General features: G+C 66.5%; 11 protein-coding genes. 4 read left to right on the forward strand and 7 right to left on the reverse strand.

Going from position 1 to position 15,559, the window contains the following annotated elements; genetic code table 11:
• Positions 1 to 106: 106 nt before the first annotated feature.
• Positions 107 to 1,657: an amidophosphoribosyltransferase gene (purF, locus tag QMO76_RS29720; protein WP_306364659.1), complete on the reverse strand. Its 1,551-nt coding sequence runs from the start codon at positions 1,655 to 1,657 to the stop codon at positions 107 to 109.
• Between the two features lie 113 nt (positions 1,658 to 1,770).
• Between purF and QMO76_RS29725 the strand changes: the two genes are divergently transcribed.
• Entirely contained in the window at positions 1,771 to 3,111 is a 1,341-nt protein-coding gene (locus QMO76_RS29725) for a YhgE/Pip domain-containing protein (RefSeq protein WP_306364660.1), read from the forward strand.
• 241 nt (positions 3,112 to 3,352) lie between these two features.
• Here QMO76_RS29725 and QMO76_RS29730 read toward each other — a convergent pair whose 3' ends face one another.
• The 3 genes from QMO76_RS29730 to QMO76_RS29740 form a co-directional block, all read right to left on the reverse strand.
• Positions 3,353 to 3,742, reverse strand: coding sequence for a sterol carrier family protein (locus tag QMO76_RS29730; RefSeq protein WP_306364661.1), 390 nt, complete (start codon positions 3,740 to 3,742; stop codon positions 3,353 to 3,355).
• Positions 3,743 to 4,123: 381 nt separating this feature from the next.
• Positions 4,124 to 4,774: a CPBP family intramembrane glutamic endopeptidase gene (locus QMO76_RS29735; protein ID WP_306364662.1), complete on the reverse strand. Its 651-nt coding sequence runs from the start codon at positions 4,772 to 4,774 to the stop codon at positions 4,124 to 4,126.
• A 17-nt stretch (positions 4,775 to 4,791) separates the two neighbouring features.
• The gene (locus QMO76_RS29740; RefSeq protein WP_306364663.1) at positions 4,792 to 6,567 is read right to left on the reverse strand and encodes an alpha/beta hydrolase; all 1,776 of its coding nucleotides are present in this window, start codon (positions 6,565 to 6,567) and stop codon (positions 4,792 to 4,794) included.
• Between the two features lie 145 nt (positions 6,568 to 6,712).
• Here QMO76_RS29740 and QMO76_RS29745 point away from each other — a divergent pair, with 145 nt between their 5' ends.
• Positions 6,713 to 7,003: a YiaA/YiaB family inner membrane protein gene (locus QMO76_RS29745; RefSeq protein ID WP_306364664.1), complete on the forward strand. Its 291-nt coding sequence runs from the start codon at positions 6,713 to 6,715 to the stop codon at positions 7,001 to 7,003.
• Between the two features lie 99 nt (positions 7,004 to 7,102).
• On the opposite strand, the gene purL is transcribed toward QMO76_RS29745, so the two are convergent.
• Positions 7,103 to 9,400, reverse strand: a complete 2,298-nt coding sequence (gene purL / locus QMO76_RS29750) for a phosphoribosylformylglycinamidine synthase subunit PurL (RefSeq protein WP_306364665.1) — start codon at positions 9,398 to 9,400, stop codon at positions 7,103 to 7,105.
• Between the two features lie 393 nt (positions 9,401 to 9,793).
• Here purL and QMO76_RS29755 point away from each other — a divergent pair, with 393 nt between their 5' ends.
• Positions 9,794 to 11,065 (forward strand): glycosyltransferase 87 family protein, encoded by a 1,272-nt coding sequence (locus tag QMO76_RS29755; protein WP_306364666.1) that lies wholly within the window; start codon positions 9,794 to 9,796, stop codon positions 11,063 to 11,065.
• Between the two features lie 547 nt (positions 11,066 to 11,612).
• Here QMO76_RS29755 and QMO76_RS29760 read toward each other — a convergent pair.
• Together QMO76_RS29760 and QMO76_RS29765 are read right to left on the reverse strand one after the other, a co-directional pair.
• Positions 11,613 to 12,557: a polymorphic toxin type 44 domain-containing protein gene (locus QMO76_RS29760; RefSeq protein ID WP_306364667.1), complete on the reverse strand. Its 945-nt coding sequence runs from the start codon at positions 12,555 to 12,557 to the stop codon at positions 11,613 to 11,615.
• A 1,493-nt stretch (positions 12,558 to 14,050) separates the two neighbouring features.
• Positions 14,051 to 14,464, reverse strand: a complete 414-nt coding sequence (locus QMO76_RS29765; RefSeq protein WP_306364668.1) for a hypothetical protein — start codon at positions 14,462 to 14,464, stop codon at positions 14,051 to 14,053.
• A 123-nt stretch (positions 14,465 to 14,587) separates the two neighbouring features.
• Between QMO76_RS29765 and QMO76_RS29770 the strand changes: the two genes are divergently transcribed.
• Positions 14,588 to 15,397 carry an XRE family transcriptional regulator gene (locus QMO76_RS29770; RefSeq protein ID WP_306364669.1) on the forward strand — a complete coding sequence of 270 codons (810 nt, stop codon included), beginning with the start codon at positions 14,588 to 14,590 and terminating at the stop codon, positions 15,395 to 15,397.
• Positions 15,398 to 15,559 lie beyond the last annotated feature (162 nt).

Here is a 15,559-nt window from a genome sequence, read left to right on the forward strand (position 1 = left end):
CGGGTGCCGAACCGATTTCGGACGTACCCGGCGAGTCACCCTCGCCGCACGAAATCGGTCGTCGCACTGCGCGAGCATGCGGCCGACCACTCCGGCCGAGAACCGGTCAGGGCCTGCTCAGCGCGCTGGCATTGGCGTTGTCGGCCAGCAGTTCGGCCTCCGTCGCGCCGGTGAGCATGCCCTCGAGCACGTTCTTGCCGATGGCGGCCTCGGTGGGGAGGGTGATGGGGTACTTGCCGTCGAAACAGGCGCAGCACAGGCGGCTGCGGGGCTGTTCGGTGGCGGCGATCATGCCCTCGGTGGAGATGTAGCCGAGGGTGTCGGCGCCGATGGAGCGGCGCACGCCCTCGACCATGTCCTCGAAGGAGCCCTCGCCCGCGCCGTTGGCGATCAGCTCCGCCCGCGAGGCGAAGTCGATGCCGTAGAAGCACGGCCACTTGACCGGCGGCGAGGCGATGCGGACGTGGATCTCCAGCGCGCCCGCCTCCCGCAGCATGCGGATCAGGGCCCGCTGGGTGTTGCCGCGCACGATGGAATCGTCCACCACGATGAGGCGTTTGCCGCGAATGACCTCGCGCAGCGGATTGAGCTTGAGGCGGATGCCGAGCTGGCGGATGGTCTGGCTGGGCTGTATGAACGTGCGACCCACGTAGGCGTTCTTCATCAGCCCCTGGCCGTAGGGCAGTCCCGAGCCCTGCGCGTAGCCGACGGCGGCCGGGGTGCCGGATTCGGGCACCGGGATGACCAGGTCGGCGTCGACGGGATGTTCGGCGGCCAGGCGGCGGCCGATCTCGACGCGGGTGGCGTGCACGGAGCGACCGGCGATGGTGGAGTCCGGCCGGGCCAGATACACGTATTCGAAGACGCAGCCCTTGGGTTCGGGGTTGGCGAAACGCATGGACCGCACCCCGTCGGCGTCGATCGCCAGCAGTTCGCCCGGCTCGATCTCGCGCACGAAGGACGCGCCGACGATGTCGAGGGCGGCGGTCTCACTGGCTACCACCCAGCCGCGATCCAGGCGGCCCAGGCACAGCGGCCGCACACCCCACGGGTCGCGCGCCGCGTACAGCGTGTGCTCGTCCATGAAGGTGAGGCAGAAGGCGCCGCGCAGGGTGGGCAGCATCTCCATGGCCGCCTGCTCGATGCTCTTGTCGGCGGCGGCGTGCGCGAGCAGCGCGGTCATCACGTCGGAGTCGGAGGTGGCGCCGAGCGATCCGGCCAACCGCCCGCTGATCAGGCCGAGTTCCCGCGCCCGAGCGCCCAACTCGGCGGTATTGACGAGATTTCCGTTGTGCCCCAAGGCGATCCCGGTGCCGACCGCCGTGGTGCGGAAGATCGGCTGGGCATTTTCCCAGGTGGTGGACCCGGTGGTGGAGTAACGACAGTGGCCGACGGCGACATGGCCGGGCATGGCGGCCAGGGTCTGTTCGTCGAAGACCTGGCTCACCAGGCCCAGATCCTTGAAGACCAGCACCTGCGCGCCGTCGGCGACGGCGATGCCCGCCGCCTCCTGGCCACGGTGCTGGAGGGCATAGAGCCCGTAATACGTGAGCTTGGCGACATCCTCGCCCGGCGCCCAGACACCGAAAACACCGCATTCTTCGCGCGGTTCGTTCTCGTCCTGGTCGGCTGCGGCGGCGGAGTGGTGCAGATTCACCGTTTGCTCCCTGTTCGGCGGGCTGGGGGCACGCACCAGTCTACGGGTAATCACGGCGCAACCCGCCGTTGGGATAACCCGGGTGGCGCGGCGTTTGCTGTTAGCTTTCTCCGGTGACGACCAGCGATACCCCGGAAACCACACCACGTCGGCATCTCACCCCGATCAAATGGGCTTTTCCGATCATTGTCGTCACGCTGCTGGCTTCGTTGCTGGGCGTGATGTACCTCGACTATGTCGTGGATCCGGAAGAGAATCTGCACGACTTCCCGATAGCACTCGTGAATCAGGATGTCGGCGACACCATCGGCGCACCCGGCCAGGAACAGCAGGTGAATTTCGGCGATCAGGTCGCCGCGGGCCTGCGGGAGGCGGTACCCGCCGACAAGATCGATCTGCGCGAACTCGGCATCAACGAGGCGCAGTTGCAGATGCAGCAGGCGCAGGTCTACGGCACCATCATCATCCCGAGCGACTTCTCCAAGCGGCTCGGCATTCTGGGCGTGGGAAGTGTGGTGCCGGGCGATATCTCGAAGCCTGTCATCACCCTGCAGACCAATCCGCGCACCGGTGCGTTCGCGACGGCTATCACCCAGAAGTTCGGTGAGGAAGCTCTCAGTCAGGTGCAGACCCAGGTCGGCGAGCAGCTGACCGAACAGGTCAACGCGCAGTTGGCGCCGCCGCCGGACGGGCCGCCCGCGCCGGAGCTGACCGCGGCCACCCGGGTGGCGCTGGCGGAACCGCTGAATATCGTGGTCGAGCAGTTCCGGCCGCTGCCCAACGGTTCCGGTGAGGGATTGACCGCGTTCTTCTACAGCCTGCTGCTGCTGTTGGTCGGCATGGTGGGCGCGATGATCATTCATCAGCTGATCGATTCGGCGCTGGGCTTCCTGCCGACCGAATGGGGGCCCTGGTACCTGCATTTCCCACGCGCCCCGATCTCGCGAACGCGCACGCTGCTGCTCAAATGGGCGGCCGTGGCGGTGATGGCGGTGGCGGTGTCGGCCGCGCTGCTCGGCATCGGCGCGGCGCTGGGCATGCCGATCGACAAACCGCTGCTGCTGTTCATCTACGGGGCGTTCGTGATCATCGCGGTCGGATTCACCTGCACCTCGGTTCTCGCCGCGGTGGGGACGGCCGGTCTGATCATCAACCTGATCATCTTCATCATCCTCGGCCTGCCGTCCTCCGGCGGCACGGTGCCGATCGAGGCGACGCCGAAGTACTTCGGCTGGTTGGCCAATTTCGAACCCATGCACCAGGTGTTCCTGGGCACCCGCGCGATCCTCTACTTCAACGGCAGCGGAGTGGCCGGGTTGACCCGCGGGGTGTGGATGGCGGCCCTGGGGTTGGCGATCGGCGTGGTGTTCGGGCTGTTCATCACGCGGTTCTACGACCACAAGGGGTTGGAGCGCAAGCCTGTGGAGAAGGACGCGCGAGCGGCGCGGGCGTAGCCGCCGGGCGGGGTCGCGAGGCCGCTCGCTGGGCGGGGTCGCGAGGCCGCTGGGCGGGTCGCGAGCGGGACTGGAGGCCGGGGCGCGCTCTCAGGGCAGCGCGCTGCGCCTGCCCCTGCCTCCCGGTGCGGCGACTACCGACGTGCTCGGACTGCCACGAGCGCGGAGAACAACGGTGGCTCGGGAGGCAGCACAGTCGAACCCGAGCGCGGTCGACGCGACCGGATGACGGTGGGCCGGGCTAGCGCGGACGGATGACGGGCAGCCAGCGGGCTATCTCAGGTGCCCGGGTGCCCGAGGCGGTCAGTGCGCCGGAGTTCAGGGCTTGGTCGAAATCCAGGAGCCCGGTGGCGAGTAGCAGCCAGGTGCGGGGGTCGGTTTCGACCACGTTCGGCGGGGTGCCGCGGGTGTGGCGCGGGCCTTCGATGCATTGCACGGCGACGAAGGGCGGGACGCGGACCTCCACCGATGCTCCGGGGGCGTCGGCAGCCAGGGTGCGGGCGGTGCCCTTGACCGCCGCACCGAGTTCGGCGCGGGCGGGCGCGGGCGCGGTCTCGTCGCGCAACCAGGGTTCCAGCGCCGCCAGCGCCGCTCGCAGCTCCTCCGGGTTCACCGCCGCTCGTCGTGCCACCCGACGAGGCTAGCCGGTCCGGCCCACACCGGGATTCGGCACGCCACCGCAAGCCGCCGGTACGCGCCGCAACAGCACGACAGCACAGCGGCACAGCCGCACGACGGCACGACAGCACAGCCGCACGACGGCACGACAGCACGACAGCACGACAGCACGGCGAGGCTGCTGTGCCCGGCGAGACGCCCCTGGTCCGTGCGGGCGGCGGCAGCTCCGCGCCGGGTCACGTTGGCGGCACGGCTGTTCGGACGGCAGGTTGCGTCGCGATGTCACTACGCCCGACGGCACGGCGTTGTCCCCAGCGGGCGACGCCGGGACGTCACTGCGCTCGCGGCACGATCAATGGCGATGGCCGTCCGGACAGTGAGTGGTCTGGGGGTGTCACTCGCCGACCAGGATCTCCGGTGGTTCCGAGATGCGGCGCGCCAGCAACGGGGCGAGCGCGCCGCCCGCGTTGAGGGCGAGGTGGAGCAGGGCCGGGGCGGCGGCGCTGCCGGTGCGGTGGCGGAGGTGGTCGAAGAACAGGCCCGCGGCGGCGGTGATGGCGATCGCGACCGGAATCGGGTCGCCCGCCGCACGTGCCGGGTAGATGTGCCAGAGCCCGAAAGTCGTTGCGCCGAGCCAGGTGCCGGCGGGACCGAAGGTGTCGTCCAACAGCGGCGTCAGTGTGCCGCGGAAGACGAGTTCCTCGCTGACGACGGTGCCCACGGGGATGTGCAGGCCCACCCATTCGGCATGCGATGTCTCCGGCACCCGCTCCGCGATCTCCCCCACCCGCTCGCGCAGTCCCGGAACGGCCAGCGTCACACCGTAACCCGCCAGGGTGAGTCCGGCGGCGGCGAGACCGACACGCCACCCGCGCGCCGAGAACCACTCCGGACGCCCCCGGAACAGCACGGCGTACCCACCCGCGAAGGCGAGGTTGGCGGCGGTGCGCCCGCGCATCCCCAGCTTCAGCGCGGGCAGCAACCGATTACTCCACAACAGCGGGATACCCACGGCCGCAGTGATTTTCAGCGGCACTCCACCCATAACGCCCACCACAGCCCCTACTTGACCGTTCGTTCGTAGTCCTCGGCCAATTCGATCTGGGTGCGGATCTTCTCGCGCAATTCCGGATTCCAGTCCGGCGGTGCGGCAATGGCTTCCCAGCCGTCGAGGACCAGGGATCCGTAGCGGTGTCCGTGTCCGTCGCTCACGCCCTGAGCATTGGTGAGGTCGGCCGCCACCTGCCAGAAGGTGACGAAGGGCCACCACCGCATCTGCGAGGACACGTCGGAGCCGCGTGGTTCGGACAGCCAATCCGGTTGGGAGACGATGAGATCGGTCGACCACCAGACGATGGGGTCGGAGGCGTGCATGAGGTAGGCGATGCGCGGACGCTGCCAATTCGTCGGCGGCCGGGCGAGGTCGGCCGCGTCGGCGGCGAATCGCACCACCAGACCGTCGGCGTAGATGGGCGCGACCTCGCGCGTCCCCGGGTCCCGGCGCGAAACGAACTGTTCCCACAGCCGATTCGAGTTGGGCGGCCCCACCCACAGCGCGCCGTCGACCTTGGAGCGCAGATCGGCCAGCCCGTCGAAGGCGGCCTCGGAGCCCTGCGAGCCCAGACTCTCCCCGTACACCAGCAGTTTCGGCCGCTCCTCCACCGGCCGCCGCGACCAGGCGGCGTACACGGCGTCGAACATCTTCTTCCCGGCGGCCGCCACTTTCTGCCGGTCCGCGAGGAAGGACAGCACGCTGGGCAGATACGAGTACTGCGAGGCGACGATCGCGGTGTCCCCGCCGTACATGTACTCGATGGCGGCGGCGGACATGCCGTTCACCCAGCCGGTGCCGGTGGTGGTGACGATCACCAGCACCTCCCGGTCGAAGGCCCCGGTGCGCTCGAGTTCGGCGACCGCCAGCTCTTCCTGGGTGATGTCCTGCCCGGCGGATTCCAGCCCCACGTACACGCGGATGGGGGTTTTGGCGGGTTTGCCGGTGAGCGAGCTGATGAGCAGCGGGTCGGGCCCGTGCGAGACGAACCAGCGGCCTTCCGAGCCGAGGGTCTCCCACTCCGAGAGCGAGGCCGGGCTGCCCGAGCGCTCCGGCGTGATCGGCTGGACGGCGTACGGCGACATCTCGTCGTTGCGCACGCTGAACGCGGAGTTGGCGACCGCGAAGAACGCCTGGGTGGCTACGCCGTTGAAGAGCGTCACGATCAGCACGACGAGCAGCAGCGTCCCGGCGGCGGGTGCCAGGTGCGGCGGCACCCGCACCCAGCGGCTGAGCTGGCGGCCGAAGAAGCGCACCACCTCGCGCAGCGTCCGGTACGCCGCCACCACCAGCACGCCGACCAGCAGGCTGAGTCCGCCGGTGCGCAGGTACGCCTCGGTGGTGGTGCCGTCCATGCCCATGAGGGAGAAGGTCTCGCGCTGCCAGTCCGCCGACAGCACCAGCATGTAGGCGGCGACCAGCGCGCAAGTGAGCACCACGGCGGTCTTCACGGCGTCGCGCACCCACATGGGCGGGCTGCTGATCTTGATCTTGGGCCGCACCCAGCGCCGGAAGATCCACTCCAGTACGCAGCCGACGCCGTAGCCGAGCGCCGCGTTCACCCCGGAGATGAGGCCCTGGAACAGCCAGTCGCGCGGCAGCAGCGAGGGGGTGACGGACCAGGCGAAGAAGACGGTGGCGACCACCAGCCCGACGTGATTGAGGTCGATGATCTCCTCGATCTTGCGCCAGGCGGGGGCGGCTCGGCGCACCCATGCCGACACGGGCCGAACCGCGACGGCGCCACCGGTGCGCAGCCGCGTCAGAGCGTCGGTCGTGTCGAGCACCCGTCAAGTATGGCGGTAGGCTGTCCGAATCAGGGGATTCGGTGTCGTGACGTCGCTCAATGGTGACGCGGCAGGGCATCTACCCGGGCGGCTCGAGTAGAACCACGCGGGTCCGCGGACGCCGGAGCCGACAGACTTCTCGGGTATGAGCAATACGCCCAACGCACAGAGCAAGAGCACCACGGCCTTTCTCGCCCAGGCCGCTATCGCGTTCGGAATCTCCTTCTCCGCCAGCATTATCGGCATCCTCTATCTGCCGCTGGACATCTGGCAGCGCGGGTTCCTGGTGATGTCGCTGTTGTTTCTGGTCAGCAGCTCCTTCACTCTCGCGAAGGTGGTTCGAGATCAGCACGAGGCGTCGCGGGTGCACAGCCGCATCGACGAGGCCCGGCTGGAAAAGCTGATGGCCGAGCACGATCCGTTCAAGGTGATGTGACAGCGCCCCGCCCGGAACGAGGGGTCCGGGCGGGGCGTTTCGCTGTCAGTGTTCGACGGCTCCGCCGAGCTGTCAGTGTTCGACGGCTCCGCCGAGCTGTCAGTGTTCGACGGCTCCGCCGAAGAGGGCGGGCAGGGTGCCCTCGAAGGTGGTGCGCAGTTCGTCCAGTGTGACGGTGAACTGTCCCTGCACCTCGACCGAGTCGGAGCCCTGGTCGACCACGCCGATGCGCACCCACGGCAGTTCGCGGGCGTCGCACATCTTGGTGAAGCGGGTCTCCTCGGTGCGCGGCACGGCGACGAGCACGCGCCCGGCCGACTCCGAGAACAGGGTGACGAACGGGTCGGCGTCCTCGGGCAGCAGGATGCGGCAACCGGTTTCGCCCGCCAGCGCGGCTTCGACCACGGTCTGGGCGAGTCCGCCCTCGGAGAGGTCGTGCGCGGCGCTGATCATGCCGTCGCGGGAACCGGCGGTGAGGATTTCGGCGAGCAGCTGCTCGCGGGCGAAGTCGACCTTCGGCGGTTCGCCGCCGAGGTGGTCGTGTTCGACCTGCGCCCAGATGGAGCCGCCGAATTCGTCGCGGGTCTCGCCCAGCAGGATCAGGGTCTCGCCCGGTTCCAGGCCCAGGCCGGTGGGGATGCGGCGGTGCACGTCGTCGATGACGCCGAGCACGCCGACCACCGGGGTCGGCAGGATGGCGGTCTGCCCGGTCTGGTTGTAGAAGGACACATTGCCGCCGGTGACCGGAATGCCCAGGGCCACACAGCCGTCCGCGAGGCCGCGCACGGCCTGCTGGAACTGCCACATGACGCCCGGATCCTCCGGCGAGCCGAAGTTGAGGCAGTTGGTGACGGCCTTCGGGGTGGCTCCGGTGGTGGCGACATTGCGGAAGGCTTCGGCCAGCGCCAGCTGCGCACCGGTGTACGGGTCGAGCTTGGTGTAGCGGCCGGACGCGTCGGTGGCCAGGGCGATACCGCGCCCGGTCGCCTCGTCGATGCGGATGACACCGGCGTCGGCGTGCTCGGCCAGCACAGTATTGCCGCGCACGTACCGGTCGTACTGCTCGGTAATCCACTTGCGGGAGCACAGCTGCGGGCTGGCCAGCATCTTCAGCAGGGTGGCGCGCAGTTCGTCACCGGTCTTGGGCCGGTTCAGCCTGTCCGGGGTGTCGGCGATGAGCGCGTCCTGCGAGTCCGGACGCCGCACCGGGCGCTCGTAGACGGGGCCCTCGTGGGCGACGGTGCGCGGCGGCACGTCCACCACGGTCTCGCCGTTGTAGGTGATGACGAGTCGGTCGCCGTCGGTGACCTCGCCGATGACGGTGGCGATGACGTCCCACTTCGCGCAGACCGCCATGAAGGCGTCCACGTTCTCGGGGGCGACGACCGCGCACATGCGCTCCTGCGACTCCGAGGACAGGATCTCGGCGGGCGTCATATTGGCGGCGCGCAGCGGCACCTTGTCGAGTTCGATGTGCATGCCGCCGTCACCGGCGGCGGCCAGTTCGGAGGTGGCGCAGGACAGTCCGGCCCCGCCCAGATCCTGGATGCCGACGACGAGGTCGGCGGCGTACAGCTCGAGGCAGCACTCGATGAGCACCTTCTCGGTGAAGGGGTCGCCGACCTGGACACTGGGGAGCTTTTTGCGGCCCGCTCCGGACTCGTCGCCGGAGAAGGTGTCGGAGGCGAGCACGGAGACGCCGCCGATGCCGTCGAGGCCGGTGCGCGCGCCGAAGAGGATGATCTTGTTGCCCCGACCGGAGGCGAAGGCCAGGTGCAGGTCTTCCACCCGCATGACGCCCGCGCACAGCGCGTTGACGAGCGGATTGCCCTGGTAGGAGGCGTCGAAGACGGTTTCGCCGCCCACATTCGGCAGGCCGAGGGAGTTGCCGTAGCCGCCGACGCCGCGCACCACGCCGTCCACCACGCGCCGAGTGTCCGGGTGGTCGGCCGCGCCGAAGCGCAGCTGGTCCATGACGGCGATCGGGCGCGCGCCCATGGCCATGATGTCGCGGACGATGCCGCCGACGCCGGTGGCCGCGCCCTGGTAGGGCTCGACATAGGACGGGTGGTTGTGCGATTCCACCTTGAAGGTGACCGCCCAGCCCTCGCCGATGTCCACCACGCCCGCGTTCTCGCCGATTCCGGCGAGCATGGCGGCGCGCATCTCGTCGGTGGTGGTCTGGCCGAAGTAACGCAGGTGCACCTTGGAGGACTTGTAGGAGCAGTGCTCGGACCACATCACCGAGTACATGGCCAGCTCGGCATCGGTGGGGCGGCGGCCGAGGATCTCCTTGATGCGGGCGTACTCGTCGTCCTTGAGGCCGAGTTCCTTGTAGGGCTGCGGCTGTTCCGGGCTGGCCGCGGCGGCGCTGACGGTATCGACGTGGTTGGTCACGGGAATACCAGAGTCCTTTCGGCCGGAACGAGACAGCGACCGGCAAGCTGGATACGGCGGGATTCGCCTCGAAGTCTAATGCCCGGCAAACCCTGCCCAACCTGCCGGGTTGGCTACGGCCGCGCCCCGACGCACCCGGTGTGGCGAAGCTCTCCCCGCCGCACTCCCGAGCCGCCAGCGCATCGACTGATCGAGCGAGAATCGTGATTTGCCGGGACGCCCGAATTCGGGTCGGCTCGCCATCGCGGGCACACATGCGAAACGGGCGGCGGCTCTCAGCCGTGCGCCGACTACGCGGGGAGGCGGTGCAGCTAGTCTGTCCCGGTGAACGATCGATCCGGGGTCGCGGATCCGACCGAGAAGCCTGCGACGACGCATGGAGGACCCGCGAGATTGTCTCGCCGTCAGGTCCGGCTGCTGCTCATCGCGCTCGCACTGTTCGTGGTGTCGGCGCTCATCAGTCACTTCGGGAAGATCTGGCACGGCTACATCGATCTCCAGGTGTATCGCAACGGCCCCCGGGTGTGGATGGACGGCGGGGAGCTGTACGGCCCCATGCCGGAGGTGTTCGGTATCGGCCTGCCGTTCACCTATCCCCCGCTGGCCGCGCTGTTCTTCGCACCGCTGGCGCTGATGCCGCTGTCGGTGGCGGAGGTGCTGGTGCTGGCGACCTCGATCACCGCGTTGGGCGTGACGCTGTGGATCGTGCTGGAACGGGTGCGCCCGGCCATGGATCGTCCGACGCGGCTGGCGCTCGTCATCGGCGCGGTGGCGATCCTGCAATGGCTGGAGCCAATCCGCCAGACCTACAGCTTCGGCCAGATCAACCTGGTGCTGATGGCCGCCATCACCCTGGACTGCCTGGTGCGCAAGCCTTTCTGGCCGCGCGGCATGCTGATCGGCATCGCGGTGTCGGTGAAGCTCACCCCCGCCGCCTATCTGCTGTTCTTCCTGCTATGCCTGGACTTCCCTCCGCGCGGCGGCTGGCCCGACGCCGCGGGCTGGCGGCGCTACCTGCCGCGCGGCGACTGGAAATCGCCCGTCACCCTGGTGGTTTCGACCATTACCGCGGTGAGCCTGATGTTCGTCTTCTTCTGGCACGAGTCGGTGCAGTACTGGTTCCACACCCTGTCCGACACCGGCCGCATCGGTCCCCCGCATTTCGCGGGCAACCAATCGCTGAAGGGTTTCGCCTTCCGTCTGGGCGTCTCCGACTCGATCGCCACCGTCATCTGGCTCACGCTCTCCGTGATCGCGGTGGCCCTGGCCGCCATCTGGATGAAACGCCTCATCGACGCGGGCCACCCGGTCACCGCCCTGATGGTGAATGCCGGTGCGGTCCTGCTGGTTTCCCCGGTCTCCTGGTCCCACCACTGGGTCTGGATCGCCCCCACCCTGGTGATCGCCATCGACGCCATCCTCCGCGGCCGCCGCAACCCCTGGTTCGTCGGCACGGTCGCCCTGGCGACGGTCCTGTTCGCCATCGGCCCCCAGTGGGTGCTGCCGCACGACCGCGACCGCGAACTCGCCTGGTCCTGGTGGGAGCAGATCATCGGCAGCAGCTACGTGCTGCTCACCTTCGCGATCTTCGTGGTCGCGGTGATCACCTACCACCCGGAGCGGGTGCATCAGGCAAGCGAAGACCACGCCGCTCCCCAGGGCTGATGGCATTCTCGTGCGCTATCGCGGACAGGTGCGCGGAAACCCGCACCGAAGGCCGGGAAGTGCACGAAAGGCAGGTACGGCACAGTCCCGCACCGACTGTGCCGCAGCACTTCTGCGTATCAAGTAGGCAACCAGGTCGGCCACCACGGCGCGACATTATCCGGAGGGCACACAGGTGCCGGGTAGTCGCCGCCCGGGTTGTGCCACCACGCCATCAAGACCCATATCAGCCCGAGCGCACCCAGAATCCCGGGGACGAGCGCGGCCCACGATCTAGCTGCGACAGACCATCCCCGTATCCGCGAGAAGAACACCATCACCACGCACCACCACCAAACACCCGCCGCAACAGTGAGAACAGGGAGGTAGAAGATCAGGAGCGCAACCGAATTGGCGGATCTGGTGCCGACATCGCATGTTGCCCATGACGATCCAAGCAGTACGACACCCACCAATCCGGTAACCAAGCCCGCAACTGGAGCGACCAGAGCTACCAGGTACGGGACGAGATGGTCCTGAATCCTGATGTCTCTGCCGACATTGTTCGTCACTTGGTGGATCGTATCTGTGTCAGGTCACCGCCCGCCAGCTGAGCTTCCTCCATTTGCCGCATAGCGTCTATGATCCCGTCGTGAAGTTGCTCCTCGGTGAGGTCCGCACCATACTTGTCCCACAACTCGACACCGATCTGCATCGTGATCTGGTCGCCCAAGTCATCGGTTCCCGTCAGGGCGGGAATGTTCAGGGAGGCCCCCTGTATTAGGGTTTCCGACGAGAAGCCTGCCGCTCTGCCAACATAACCATAATGAATGTTCGAGTAGATGTCGTAGTAGACGGCTATCTGCCGATCTGGATCTTTGAAGTAGTAATCGTTCTCCACGGACAGGTCGAACATATTCGCAATTTTCGGCTTATGATCCCATTTCGAATTGGGCGCTACATAGGCACCCCAAAGAACGAGCGCTTTCATTTCATCAGTAATTTGCTCTTTGTTCTGCTCGATAAATCTCTTGTACCAATCATCCTCGCTTCCAAGGATATCTATCACTCGCTCATACCAGGCCGGATCCCGCAGGAGATCATTGATATATCTCACGACGGGAGCGGTTATGTTTGTTTTCATCTCGCCGAATATGTAGGATTCCGCATCGACGAACCTTTGTTCACTCGGATTATCGTAGAAGACCTTCCCATCCGGTGCGATGCGCCGGTAGGACAGCAGGTGTCCATTGGCGTCGAGAACTTGCACATGAAGCCAAGGACGCTCAGTGTGGTTGTCATCCCACATGGGGATGTAGACGGTCGTGGTACCGTCCTTACTGGTCTGGGACCATGGCTGCGGGCGGATTATTATGCCGGGCTGGATCGGGCTCGGATCGAGCCGCCGAGGGGCAGGATTGGTCGATACTCCAGGTTGTCGCGTGCCTTGCCCAGATGGGGTGGTGTCGAGACCAGAACGATCGCGCTGTCCGCTTTCAGGACCGGTGGACACACCAGGCTGCCTCGGCCCGGCTTTCGTTGGTATCGGCGCAGGATTCCTTGACACCCCTGGTTGTTGTGTCCCGTTCCCATTCTGGATACCAGCGTCAGATTGATCATTTGGCGGATTCGGATCGGTCGCGACACCTGGTTGCACAGGCCCTGATTGAGGGTAGAGAGGCGATGGGTTCGTGGAGATCCCCGGCTGCCGCGTCCCACGTCCGCGCTGGTCGGATTCTGTGTCGGTCCCTTGGGGCCGCTCGAATGTCACGCCTGGCTGCACCGGGGATGCTGAGCGTGGCTGCGGCGGACCGGTAGTTGGGGGCGTGGGAGCCAGCGCGGGCGCTGCGGGAGTCGTAGAAGGTGGGACGTCCGGATCGGAGTCGCGCGGCGGCGGGTTGGCGATGGAGGGATCGCTGATCGGCGAGGCGTTCGAGATCCCATACGGTTCGTGCCGATTTCGGAGCGGAACGGTCAAGGGGTCGCTATCGGCGGGCAGCGTCACCGTGGTCGACTTCACCTTGAAGGAACGCGCCGATTCGGTCATTTCTTGCACAGCATGGATCCGCTCAAGTTTGCGGGCAGCGCTGGCAGGGGTCATGCCCGTAAACGTGTAGGTGCGACCACGTTTCCCGACCGAGGCTGACGAATGCCCTTGATTCTCAGCAGGGCTGAAACGCAGCTGTTCCCACCACACACTCAATCCGGATAACCACTCTTTGAAACTCGGATCGATAAACTGTCGCGTTCTGGCACGGCAGTCTCCTTCGAAGCATTATTGAACCGGAACATATACATCGGCGGGCCACTGAAGCTCTATCGAGATAAATCGCAGGTAGGAGGTATCTACGACATGTCCCAATCGCTCGAAACTGATCGCCAGCACAGACGAGATCCGGACACGAGCGACGTCGCTCATCGTCCGAGAAGCACGTTGTCAACCATCCGATCGGCAGCCATGTCAAAGCAGCAGGTAGGGGGAATTTAGTTCAGATGATTGAGTCCGGCTCAGCGTCGATACCGTCGGGCCGCCGAGGAGGTTGAGTACGCCCCACCCGACAGCACTCTCGACTCCCGCCTCTCCTCCTCGGTAACCGGCCAGCGGTCCTCGCCGACCTGCCACACACCATCGGCACGATGCAGAAACGCGATCGGCCCGCAGACACGCCCGGCCGCGGGCTTCCCACCGCAGCGGCGTAACCCCAACTTGGAGACGGCGTCCCGAGTCGGCAACGGCGTGGTCGTGGTGGTGGTCGGTTTGCCCGGGTCGTGGCAGACGTAGGGCACGGGTGGTGGGGGTGGGATCCCGGTTTGCCGGGATTGCTTGCCCGCCAGGTGGACCCCCGTGCGGCGTTGTAAGGCCACAGTCTCCCGTGTGCAGCGCTCAGCGCGGGTTTCACCGGCCGCCGATCCGGGAATGAGCGCGATCACGGGGCGGAAGTTGGGACAGGCTCGCCAGACCGGCGGGCCTGTCCCCTACTTGGGTGTTCTTGACTACTCGGCCAACTATTGTCGCATCCGCTGCCGGAACTCGCTGGCATACGGTCCGTCACCGACAATCTCGTGCGTGACCCGCACCGGGGCATCGCGCAGCTTGTGACGCGAGCCAGGGACCATGCTCAAAACCAGTTCCCGTAACTGGTCGTAGGTCAAGGCGGCCTGCCCGGCTGCCCGCTTCGCCTCGAAGCACTGCGGGTCGGATAGATCGAGTTCGAACCCAGGCCGAGGCCACGCCGCATCCAGATCAGACCAACCAGAGGCATCCCAGGTGAGCACAGCAGCCGTGATATCACCTATGTCGATGTGGTCGCGGTCATGCTCGGTCGCGATCGCAGCGGCCTTGTGCAACATCATCAATACTGAGGGACTGACACCTTCGATGCTGATCGAGCATTCCATGCGTTCAGGCTCTGTCGTCATGGCCGATACCGTACGACTTCCAAACCGACGCAGGTCACCGCGTGCGGTGCGCCAGCAATCCACATGACGTGCGGTCCGAACACTTCCAGACCGTTCATGATGCCTTTGCTGATACATCGGCAGGTGGCTTTGGACGAATCGACGGGGTCGATGAGGGCTTCCACGAACCCGTTTGAGTCGCTGACACAATCGGCGGGCGAGATGGCTGACGCCGTGCCGGTGGTGAACAGTAGAGCCGCGGTGGTAGCGGTCGCGATGGACAGAACGCGGAAAGCTAACCTGCGCATGGATTTTCCTCGCTATCGGTGGGGCCACAGCCATGCGGCGAAGGTCACGGCGGCTGGTATCGCGATGACTATCACTAGACCGATGAGCCAAGACGACCTAGCTCGAGAGCTGCGCAACGCGGGATGCTCGAGCGCGACCAAACGACTTGTCCAACGCTGGGAATCCGGCACCACCCGCACACCCCGCCCCAGTCATGCCAGCGCCCTGGAGAAGGTTCTAGGGCTGCCCATCGAGACGCTGGGGTTCGACATGATGTCGCGAGTGCGCGACGACGGATACGGAGGTCACGACGTGGAACCATCGAACAACGGCGCGGCCGACGAACAGCGGCCCCAGCCTAGAGCCCGACCGAACCCCGGCAACTATTCCGGTATCTGGCTCAGTCACTACCAGTACTACAGCTCCGGGCGTGAAAAAACCTTCAGCACAGGACATTACGTGGTCGCACTTCAGCACGGTAGCAGCCTGTCCGTGCGGTCGTTGCCCGGGTCTGCGCCGTCCACGATGAGCATGGATCTCACACTTGACGGCAGCGTGGCTACCGGTACGTGGACAGAGGACACCAACCCGAACGGCTACTACCGAGGCACCCGCTATCACGGTGCGATTCAGTTGCTGATCGAACCGACCGGGGCGCGGTTGTAGGGCAAGTGGATCGGGTTCGGGAAGAACTTCGACATCAACTCCGGCCCGTGGGAACTGGTGCTCATGGACCCGTCCACAAGCAAGGCGACGATGGAGGACTACAACCGGCCGCCGGACTTCGGCCAGGTACCGACGATGGAGTGATGCGTCCGGAGGAACAGT

The sequence above is a fragment of the Nocardia sp. CC227C genome (genome assembly GCF_030767025.1).
GTDB lineage: Bacteria > Actinomycetota > Actinomycetes > Mycobacteriales > Mycobacteriaceae > Nocardia.